This is a genomic window from uncultured Campylobacter sp., from assembly GCF_938018145.1.
In the GTDB taxonomy this organism is placed as follows: Bacteria; Campylobacterota; Campylobacteria; order Campylobacterales; family Campylobacteraceae; genus Campylobacter_A.
The window spans coordinates 1-8931 of the sequence record NZ_CALIII010000225.1 but is presented as its reverse complement, the minus strand read 5'-3'; the positions used below and the strand labels follow the sequence as shown (position 1 = coordinate 8931).

Annotated in this window: 13 protein-coding genes; 11 read left to right on the top strand and 2 right to left on the bottom strand. The window is 45.4% G+C overall.

All coding sequences use genetic code 11. The features are described 5' to 3' along the window. The coding region (locus Q0338_RS05090; RefSeq protein ID WP_298085811.1) for a lipid-binding SYLF domain-containing protein at positions 1-302 on the top strand (302 nt) is incomplete at its 5' end. A gap of 30 nt (positions 303-332) precedes the next feature. Here the strand turns inward: Q0338_RS05090 and Q0338_RS05085 are convergent. Then, positions 333-542 (bottom strand): hypothetical protein, encoded by a 210-nt coding sequence (locus Q0338_RS05085; RefSeq protein WP_002945385.1) that lies wholly within the window; start codon positions 540-542, stop codon positions 333-335. Between the two features lie 159 nt (positions 543-701). Between Q0338_RS05085 and Q0338_RS05080 the strand changes: the two genes are divergently transcribed. The 10 genes from Q0338_RS05080 to modD all read left to right on the top strand — a co-directional run bounded on the left by Q0338_RS05080 (position 702) and on the right by modD (position 7974). After that, positions 702-1139, top strand: coding sequence for a transcriptional repressor (locus Q0338_RS05080; RefSeq protein WP_298085810.1), 438 nt, complete (start codon positions 702-704; stop codon positions 1137-1139). Between the two features lie 110 nt (positions 1140-1249). Beyond that, on the top strand, positions 1250-1591 hold the full coding sequence (locus Q0338_RS05075) for an HMA2 domain-containing protein (protein WP_297940988.1): 342 nt from the start codon (positions 1250-1252) through the stop codon (positions 1589-1591). Next, the gene (locus tag Q0338_RS05070; protein ID WP_298085809.1) at positions 1588-2235 is read left to right on the top strand and encodes an aminotransferase; all 648 of its coding nucleotides are present in this window, start codon (positions 1588-1590) and stop codon (positions 2233-2235) included. Before Q0338_RS05075 ends, Q0338_RS05070 begins: the two co-directional genes overlap by 4 nt. Positions 2236-2257: 22 nt before the next feature. Next, complete coding sequence (locus tag Q0338_RS05065) at positions 2258-2671, top strand: hypothetical protein (protein WP_298085808.1); 414 nt, start codon at positions 2258-2260, stop codon at positions 2669-2671. Positions 2672-2683: 12 nt separating this feature from the next. Continuing rightward, positions 2684-2989, top strand: coding sequence for a Cys/Met metabolism pyridoxal-phosphate-dependent enzyme (locus Q0338_RS05060; protein WP_298085807.1), 306 nt, complete (start codon positions 2684-2686; stop codon positions 2987-2989). Then, complete coding sequence (locus tag Q0338_RS05055; RefSeq protein WP_002952117.1) at positions 2986-3330, top strand: hypothetical protein; 345 nt, start codon at positions 2986-2988, stop codon at positions 3328-3330. Before Q0338_RS05060 ends, Q0338_RS05055 begins: the two co-directional genes overlap by 4 nt. Next, positions 3314-5389 (top strand): heavy metal translocating P-type ATPase, encoded by a 2076-nt coding sequence (locus Q0338_RS05050; protein ID WP_298085806.1) that lies wholly within the window; start codon positions 3314-3316, stop codon positions 5387-5389. The genes Q0338_RS05055 and Q0338_RS05050 overlap by 17 nt, the downstream gene beginning before the upstream one ends. 41 nt (positions 5390-5430) lie before the next feature. Next, positions 5431-6867: an alanine/glycine:cation symporter family protein gene (locus Q0338_RS05045; protein WP_298085812.1), complete on the top strand. Its 1437-nt coding sequence runs from the start codon at positions 5431-5433 to the stop codon at positions 6865-6867. Next, the gene (locus tag Q0338_RS05040) at positions 6864-7148 is read left to right on the top strand and encodes a helicase (protein WP_298085805.1); all 285 of its coding nucleotides are present in this window, start codon (positions 6864-6866) and stop codon (positions 7146-7148) included. The genes Q0338_RS05045 and Q0338_RS05040 overlap by 4 nt, the downstream gene beginning before the upstream one ends. Then, complete coding sequence (gene modD / locus Q0338_RS05035) at positions 7132-7974, top strand: ModD protein (RefSeq protein WP_298085804.1); 843 nt, start codon at positions 7132-7134, stop codon at positions 7972-7974. Before Q0338_RS05040 ends, modD begins: the two co-directional genes overlap by 17 nt. 73 nt (positions 7975-8047) lie before the next feature. Here modD and Q0338_RS05030 read toward each other — a convergent pair. Further along, on the bottom strand, positions 8048-8931 hold an 884-nt coding region (locus tag Q0338_RS05030; RefSeq protein WP_298085803.1), incomplete at its 5' end, for a hypothetical protein.

The following is an 8931-nucleotide window of genomic DNA, read 5'->3' as shown; positions in this document are numbered from 1 at the left end:
GACTAATAAACGGCAAAGGCCAAATCGATCTTAGTGCAGATGCCGTGGTACTAGGTGCAGGCGAAAAAGCAGGCGTTATGACCGATCTACCTGAAATTTCAGCTTGGGCTACGTTAAGGGGCAAAAGCAGGGGCCTTTTTGCAGGCGTTAGCATAAACACGTCTTTAATAGCAGTCGATAAAGAGGCTACGTATGATTATTATGACAGAATGTACGATATGGAAGATATCTATAACAACTCTCCGAAAGATTCTAGATATACAAAAACGCTAAAAGAAGTATTGAATAAATATTTTAAATAATTAAAAGGAAAAAACGGTTTGGCCTAGCGGCTAAACCGTATAAAGAGAGACGAATCTTTTTTTATTAATCGGCGAAAACTGAGTCATATACTCAAACGCCTCTTCATAATCTCCGTCGGTATATTTTGCGACCTCTTCGATAAGTTCGAAAAGCTCTTCATCGTCAAGCGATTCAAAATTGCCTCGGTTTTCCAAAACCTCTAGCAAAACCGCCTCAAGCTCTAGTTCGTCGTATGTCATGGCTTCCCTTTTAAAATTTTTGCGGAATTATGCCAAAATAACCTTTATAACCGCTTAGTCAAAATCTCCATTTTTTGAGAATTGGTCTTAAATTTATCGCATTATCAGCTTTTTTTACTATAATAAAAAGTAATTTTAATCGGCTGAAACGGCGGCAAAATGCACACTTTTGATAAATTTTATATGAAATTTTTAGAGCTTTTACGGGATTACGGATATAAAAATTCCGCTGCAAAAGAGCAAATTTTAAAAATTTTATTTTCCAGCGACGAGCATCTTAGCGCAAGCGAGATACAAACCAAGATCAAAAGCGAATTTAGACGAAACGTGAGTCTCACGGCGATCTATCAGTTTTTAAATTTTTTGCAGGACTTCGGACTCGTTCTTAGCTTTGAAGAGAACGGGATAAATAAATTCGAGCTAAATTTAAAGTCGCATCACGACCATCTAATCTGCATAAAATGCGGTGCGGCGGAAAGTTTTTTCGATAAATATATAGAAGAAAAACAAGAGCAAATTTGTAAAAACTCAGGCTTTAAACTCGAAGGTCATGCGATGATTTTATACGGAATTTGTCCAAAGTGCCAAAACAAATAGCCTATTTTGCGCCTCTTTATCAAAAATGATTTGATAACGATATGCAAAAAAGTTTCAGTTAAATTTAAGCGTAGCAAATAGATAATACGCCAAAAAAACAAAGGAGAAACATGAGCGCAGCGCCACATATACCATCGGAGCTCGTCTTACGCATAGCTTCGTATTTTACGCCGATCCACCACGTCGCAGGCCGCCTAAGAGTCCGCGTCAGCAGCGATATCAAAAAAGAAGCGGACAGCTTGCCGTTAGAAAAAATAGATCAAACGATCAAGCAAATAGACGGCATAAAAAACGTCAAATTTAACAAGCTAATCGGTTCTGCAACGATCGAATACGACCACGAAATTTTCCCGAAAAAGATGTGGGACGATCTGCTAAAAGGCGAAAATTTGCACGAAATCTCAGCCCTCATCAATAACCTAGCTCAAAAAGCTACCGGCGGCGCAAGATGAACGAGGAGCTAAAGCAAGCCGCAAATGCGGTGTTTTTACTAGAGTCGCAGGGCATTAAATTTTACGAAAACGTCTGCAAAAAAGATGAAATTTTTGATCAAATTTTAGCGGTTAGACAAAGCGGACTGGAGCTTTTAAAGTCCTACGCAGATCCTGCCGACCCGCAAGTTTTTTGCGCTTTAGCGTGCGAGGATCTTGACGCTTGCTTTATAAAAGCCCTAAACTACGAGCTTGAGTTAAACGCATTTTATGAAAATTTGACCGACAGCATAAGCGATGAAACCTTTAAAGACGTCTGCTTTAGGCTCTGGGCGACGTCAAATAACGAATATATCCCGGCTCTCAAAACAAAACTAGCTCAAATTTTAGCCGCGCAGTTTCAAGGTGCGGATAACGCAAGCCAAGAGGAGCAGGCGCAAACGGCTCAAAATCCAAGCGACAATATCTTAAACGCTTTTGATTCGGATAGCTTTAAGCAAATCAGCCAAACGCTAGAGCGCATAGGCTCGGGACAAGGCAGCAAAGAGGACGCTATCGCGCTTTTAAACAATCCGAATTTTTCATTTTTTGGCGGTTTGGCTCTAGGCGGACTAGCCAGCATGATGCTAAGTAAAAATTTAGACAAAAACAAAGATAAAGAATAAAATTCAACATAAAGGATAAAAAATGGCATTACCGTTTATCGCAGGAGCAATCTTAGGAGGTTTAGCCGTCGCGGCTTTTAACAACAAAGATAAAATCAAATCAACCCTTGAAAGCGGACTAGATAAAGGCAAAGAGTTTGCCGAAAACGCAAAAGAATTTGCCGAGAAAAAAGTAGGCGAAGCAAAAGAGTATGCAGAGAAAAAATTCGCTAAAAAAAACAAAGAAGAAACCGAAACTAAAAAACGCAAAAGACGCACTAGCGCCGAAGTAGCCGCTGAAAAAGCGCAAAAAGAGGCAGCCAAAGAAGCCGAAAAAACAAAAACCAAGAAAAAAAGAGCTCCAAGAGCCAAAAAAGCTCCGGCAAAAGCGGCTCCCGAGACTAAAATTTTAGCCGACGACATCGCAAACGCGCTTGAGCCGAATTTAGAAAAATAATAAAGGTATAGAATGAATTTAACATCAACAACCAGACTCCCAGTAGATCATATGATAAGCGGCGCGCTAATCGGCGCGATAGCAGCCGGCGGCGTAGGTATACTAAACTATAAAAAAGGTAGCGCAAGCAAGGCCGAAGTAGTCGTCAAAACGACCAAAACCGCGATCCAAGGCGGTATCGTCACGGCATGCGCCATTAGCGCGTCAAACAAACTAGTCTCTGCACGCTATTTTGCCGCGGCCGTCACCGTAGCCGTAGGTATCGCGGGCGTGGTTGCGACGGAGAAACTAATCAAAAATTTAGAGGAAAGTAAATGAAAAACCCATACATCAATCAAACTCAAACAGTAAATCAGCTAAACGACGACGGTAGCACGACGACTACGACTACGACGGTAAAGACTACCGGCGCGCCAAGCGCGTTTGACCGCGGCATAAACGACGCGCTAAAGGACTTTATCCCTGCAAATTTTAATGCGGCAGGCTTTATAAAAGGTGCGCTCATAGGCGGCGTCGTGGCATACGTGCTAACAAACGAAAACGCGCAAAAAGCGCTATTTTCAGCTATCGCAAAGGGTTCAAATTTGCTTCAAGCAGGATTTGAAGAACTAAAAGAGCGATTTGAAGATGTAAAGGCCGAAATTGACTCCCAAAAATAACGTTCGCATCGCGCACCTGACTAAAAACCGCGTGCGCTTCGTCTGCGAACGCATCGGCGAGGACTGCGACGAGAGCCGTTTGGAGGCTCAAATTTCGGAGTTTAGGTACGCAAAAAGCGTCAGGGTAAACAAAAAAGCAAAAAGTATCATCGTCGGCTTTGACTCAAATTTAAACGAGATCAAAGAGTTCATCGAAAATTTGCCGATCGCAAATTTAAGCAAGCATAAAAATAGCCCGAGCAAGGCTGAAATTTACAAGGCGGCAACGGCTCTAGCCATCACGCCTCTCATAAACAGCAACGGCGTAAAAGCTATGGCTAGCCTGATAGCCGCTGCGCCATTACTAAAAGAAGGCGCAAGCGAAGCCGTAAACGAGGGCATAACCTCAAAGGTGCTCGAAGCCACTGCGGTGGGCGTGAGCTTAGCTAGGCGCGACTTTTTAGCGGCAAATAGCACAAATCTCATGCTAACTATCGGCGAATACATGGAAGAAAGCGCCGTACACCGCAGCGACGACCTCATCAAAGAGCTAGCCCGCCCGAACATCGAAGAGGTCTGGATCGAGATAAATGATCACGGTAAAAAATCCCTCAAAAAAATCGCGACCGCAGACGTAAAAATAGGCGACATCGTAGTCGTCGGTACAGGCGAGAGCATCGGTATCGACGGCTACATCGTCGAAGGCACCGCAAGCGTAAATCAAGTCTCGATGACGGGCGAAGCAGAACCCGTCAAAAAAGAGCGCGGCGACCGCGTGATGAGCGGAACCGTCGTCGAGGACGGGCGCATAAAAATCTGGGCCGAGAGCATAGCGGCCGAGAGCGCGACTGCGAGGATAAAATCCTACATCCAAAGCTCGCTAAACGAAAAATCGGCCGTCGGGCTAAAAGCTACGAAACTAGCCGACAAATTAGTGCCAGTAACACTAAGCCTAGCCGGCGTTTCGTATCTGCTTAGCCGCGACATGACGCGCGTGGCTAGTGTCTTGCAGGCGGACTACTCCTGCGCGCTAAAGCTAGCCACGCCCGTAGCATTTAAATCAAGCATCTCAAAAGCCGGCCGCAACGGCGTGCTGATAAAAGGCGCCAAAGCTATCGAAGCGCTAGCGAGCGCCGATACTTTTGTCTTTGATAAAACAGGCACGCTAACGCACGGCAGCCTAAGCGTCGTCAAGGTTCACTCGTTTAAAAAGGAATTTACCGAAGCGCAGCTCTTAAATTTGACCGCAAGCGCTGAGGAGCACTACTTCCACCCGGTAGCCGAGGCCATCGTAAAGGCCGCGCGCGAGATAGGCTTTCACCACATCCACCACGACGAGGTCGAGTTTATCGTCGCTCACGGCGTGAAAACATACGTAGGCGGCAAAGAGGTCGTGATCGGCTCGCGGCATTTTTTAGAGGACGACGAGCAAATTTCATTTAGCAAACACGAAGAAATCATAAAAAGCGAAGTAGACAGCGGACTCACGCTACTTTACGTAGGCTACGACAAAGAGCTCTTAGGCGTCATCGCCATGCGCGACACCATGCGAGAAAACGCCGCGCAGACGCTAGCAAAGCTACGAAAACTAGGCGTAAAAGAGCTGATAATGCTAACTGGCGACGTGCAGTCTAAAGCGGACCAGGTCGCAAGCGAGCTAGGTATCGATAGAGTCTATGCAAACTGCCTACCTACCGATAAAGCAGGCATCATCGAGCAGCTAAAAGCCGAAGGTAAAAAAGTAGCCTTCGTCGGAGACGGCATCAATGACGCGCCAAGCCTCACCAAGGCGCACGTAGGCATCAGCATGCAAAAGGGCGCCGACATAGCAAAAGCCACCGCCGACATCAGTCTACTAAAAGACGACATCGGCTCAGTCGCCGTCGCAAAAGACGTCGCAAATAAAACTATGAGGCTGATAAATACGAATTTTAACGCTACCGTCGGCATAAACTCGCTCATCCTAGCAGGCGCGACATTTGGTCTCTTTAACCCTATCGCCACGGCCGTTTTACACAACGGTACGACGATCGGACTGCTGGCAAATTCGATGAAAGGCGTCAAGATAGGCGCGAAGTAAATTTGAAGGAATGACGGTTGATAGATAAAATTTTAAAATTTATGAACGACGAGATGTCGCTAGCCAACGACTTTTTATACGGCTATTTTTTGGTTATCGTGCTCGTTATTACCGGTATTTATTTTAGCTATATTACTAGATTCGTGCAGTTTAGGATGTTTTTCGAGGCGTGCAAAGTCTTGGTCGAGAAAAAGGACAAATACAACAAGCACCACCTCACGCCGTTTCAAGCGCTTATGATCTCCACCGCCTCGCGCGTGGGCATCGGAAATATCGCCGGCATCTCCGCGGCTATCGTAGCGGGCGGACCGGGCGCGCTATTTTGGATGTGTTTGATGGCCTTTTTGGGCGCGGCTTCGGCATTTGCCGAGAGTACGCTAGCTCAAATTTACAAGACCAAAGACGTATTGGGCTTTAAGGGCGGCCCGGCATACTACATCAAAAACGGCCTAGGCATCAAGTGGATGGCGAGCCTTTTTGCCGTTATCCTCATCATCACATACGCATACGGATTTAACGGCCTACAAAGCTACACCATGACCTCTGCTTTTCAAATTTACTACGATCAAAGCGCGGGCGCTACGAGCTTTAGCGATAGCGGCTTGCCCGTGGGTATCGGCATCATCCTAACGGCATTTGCGGCGGTGATGTTTTTTAGCAAGAGCCACGTCATCGGCAAGGTTAGCTCCTACATCGTGCCTTTTATGGCGCTTGCTTATATCCTGCTAGCCTTTATCGCGATCTGCTTAAATTTAGACAAGCTTCCGGCCGTCTTTGATATGATCATAAAAAGCGCCTTTGATTTTAAGGCGATATTTGGCGGATTTGCCGGTAGCGTGATCGTCTACGGTATCAAGCGCGGACTGTTTTCAAACGAAGCAGGCATGGGTTCTGCGCCAAACGCAGCCGCGGCGGCTCACACGAGCCACCCGGTTAAACAAGGACTCGTGCAGGCGATGGCGGTTTTTATAGATATGACGATCTGCGTGGCTTCCGGCATGATAGTGCTTTTCTCGCAGGCCTATATCACAAAGCAAACCGGCGCTAGCGGCGAGATCCTCACCGCGCTTCCTTTGGTGCAGGCCGCGATGCGCGAGTACTACGGCGAGATCGGCCTTCACTTTACGACGCTTGCGGTGGTGCTTTTTGCTATCACGTCGCTGATCGGCAACTACTACTACGCGCAGGCAAATATCAAATACCTTACCAAAAACCACAAAATCGCCATAGCCTTTAAGCTAACGGCGGTCGCGATGATATTCGTCGGAGCGCAGATGAACCTAACTATCGCCTGGAATATCGCCGATATCACGATGGCGGCGATGGCTACGATAAATATCGCTGCGATCTTTATGCTATCAAAGGTCATGATAAAAGCCCTAAAAGACTACGAATCGCAAAGAAAAGCGGGGCTAAATCCGGAATTTGACCCTGAGAGCATAGGCATCGCAAACACAACTTGCTGGAGAAAAAAATGAACATAAACGGACAACTTTTAAATTTACAAACCCATAGAAAAGTCGCAAAAATCGGCATGAGCGTCACTCTAGCCACAGTTTGCCTAACGGCGCTGGGGCTTAAAGGTAGAAACAAAAGCAGCTTTAAAAAGTGGCACGTAGCCTCAGGCGTCGCGTTTGTGGGTTTTTCGCTCTATCACGCGGGCCTCTACGAAAACGGCATCTTTAGAAACATGATCGTAAACGCAAATAAGAAAAACGCCGAGGCAAAAAGGCTAGCAAGCGATGATCAAGATAAGTGATGCGGAAATTTTAGCCTACATCGGCGAGGATCTGCCCTACTTTGATCTTACGACCTCGCTTCAAGGCATCCGTAAAAACGCCGTTTTAACCATACTGCCGCGCGAGGACGTGACGGTTAGCTGCGTAGACGTAGCGGCCGGTATTGCGCGTTTGCTAGACTGCGAGACGCAAATTTGCGTCCCAAACTCCGCCATCGCGGCCACAAATGAGCCGATCGTAAAAATCAGCGGTAGCTACGATAATGTGCACAAAGCCTGGAAACTAGCGCAAATTTGCCTAGAATACGCCTGCAAGATCGCCACCTACGCAAGAGCGATGAACGAGGCCGCCAAAAGCGTAAATCCAAAATGCGAAATCCTAGCCACGCGCAAGAGCTTCCCGTTTGCTAAGAAATTTTGCCTAAAAGCCGTGCTTGAGGGCGGCTGCGGCATACATAGGCTAAATTTGAGCGATAGCGTGCTATTTTTCAAAAATCACATCAAGGCTTACGGCTCGTATGAGGAGTTTTTGGCTCAAATTTCAACCTTTAAAGCAAAAGCTCCCGAGCGCAAAATCGCCGCTGAATGCGAAAATTTAGACGACTGCGAAGCGCTTTTAAGAGCGGGTGCCGACGTCGTGCAGTGCGACAAATTTACGCCAGAAGCGGTAAAGCGAGCAGTAGACTTGCGAGACAAGATCGCCTCAAACGCAGCCCTAGTCGCAAGCGGCGGGATAAATCTAAAAAACGCTAGGGAATTTGCCGCCACAGGCGCGGACGCACTCGTTACATCAGCTATGTACACGCAAGGCATGGCCGACATCACGGCGATTTTAGAGATAGTATAATTTGCAAATTTGACGGACCGCTTGGCGAGTCAAATTTGCGCTTGAGTTTAACGTATAGCTATCTCAAGCTTTCTCATTTTCTATCCTTTCTAAAGAACTCAACTATCATTTTTTGATTACACTTTTCTATCGAGGTAGTTTCATTTTTATTACACATCCAAAACGAACCGCCGGATTCCGGCCCTAGAGCATTTGTAAGACCCTGAATCAGCCAAGAGTGGTAGAATTCGTAGATGTATGTATTGTCGGCTAGTATTCTGCCCGTTTTTCTGTCTTTTATTAGTCCGCCGTAGTTAAATCCCATGTCTATTATCTTATCAAACATAGTTTTTATATCGGGCTTTTGCTCTAAGAGATGATACGAATCTTCCACTACGAGCTCGACAGACGCTATCTCATCTTCATTGATTTCTTTGCGAGCTATACATTTGTCTTTGTAAATTTGCTTGAGATCTTTTATATTGTATTTTATGTAGCTTAATATTTTAGACGGTTTTATATCTATCGTCGAGGCGTTTCTATCATCGAGTAACGATTTTATCTCTCTGATTATTTTATCCTCGCTTTCATGATTTGATTGCAGTTGATTAAAAAATATATTTAATTCTTCATACGTTATCGGGATACTCTTTAAAAAGCCTCTTGTGCTTAACTTGGCTGATAAAAAGCACTCTTGTGCGGTATAGTCATCCAGATAAATTCTAAAATATTTACCGTTCGTGGCGGGATTTTCGCTTTTTTCTTTATAATCTATGAAATTTACGTAGCCGTTTATCAAAGATATGAAATTCGCATCGGTCGTATTTGCAGGGAAATTTAGCCAATTGGTTGGATCTATCAAAGGAAAACCGCTTCTATTCCATTCGACTATTTCTCTTTCTCCTGCATAATATCTTCTACTAGTTGGCTTTTCGTGGACGTTTATCTTGCCGTATAAATTTCCGTAGTAATGAAATA

Bases quoted from the DNA above. Each gene is read 5' to 3' on its own strand.
- Q0338_RS05060 (WP_298085807.1), top strand. From the start codon at position 2,684: ATGAATTTAACATCAACAACCAGACTCCCAGTAGATCATATGATAAGC.
- Q0338_RS05070 (WP_298085809.1), top strand. From the start codon at position 1,588: ATGAACGAGGAGCTAAAGCAAGCCGCAAATGCGGTGTTTTTACTAGAG.
- Q0338_RS05075 (WP_297940988.1), top strand. From the start codon at position 1,250: ATGAGCGCAGCGCCACATATACCATCGGAGCTCGTCTTACGCATAGCT.
- Q0338_RS05080 (WP_298085810.1), top strand. From the start codon at position 702: ATGCACACTTTTGATAAATTTTATATGAAATTTTTAGAGCTTTTACGG.
- Q0338_RS05085 (WP_002945385.1), bottom strand. From the start codon at position 542: ATGACATACGACGAACTAGAGCTTGAGGCGGTTTTGCTAGAGGTTTTG.
- Q0338_RS05065 (WP_298085808.1), top strand. From the start codon at position 2,258: ATGGCATTACCGTTTATCGCAGGAGCAATCTTAGGAGGTTTAGCCGTC.
- Q0338_RS05055 (WP_002952117.1), top strand. From the start codon at position 2,986: ATGAAAAACCCATACATCAATCAAACTCAAACAGTAAATCAGCTAAAC.
- modD (WP_298085804.1), top strand. From the start codon at position 7,132: ATGATCAAGATAAGTGATGCGGAAATTTTAGCCTACATCGGCGAGGAT.
- Q0338_RS05045 (WP_298085812.1), top strand. From the start codon at position 5,431: ATGAACGACGAGATGTCGCTAGCCAACGACTTTTTATACGGCTATTTT.
- Q0338_RS05040 (WP_298085805.1), top strand. From the start codon at position 6,864: ATGAACATAAACGGACAACTTTTAAATTTACAAACCCATAGAAAAGTC.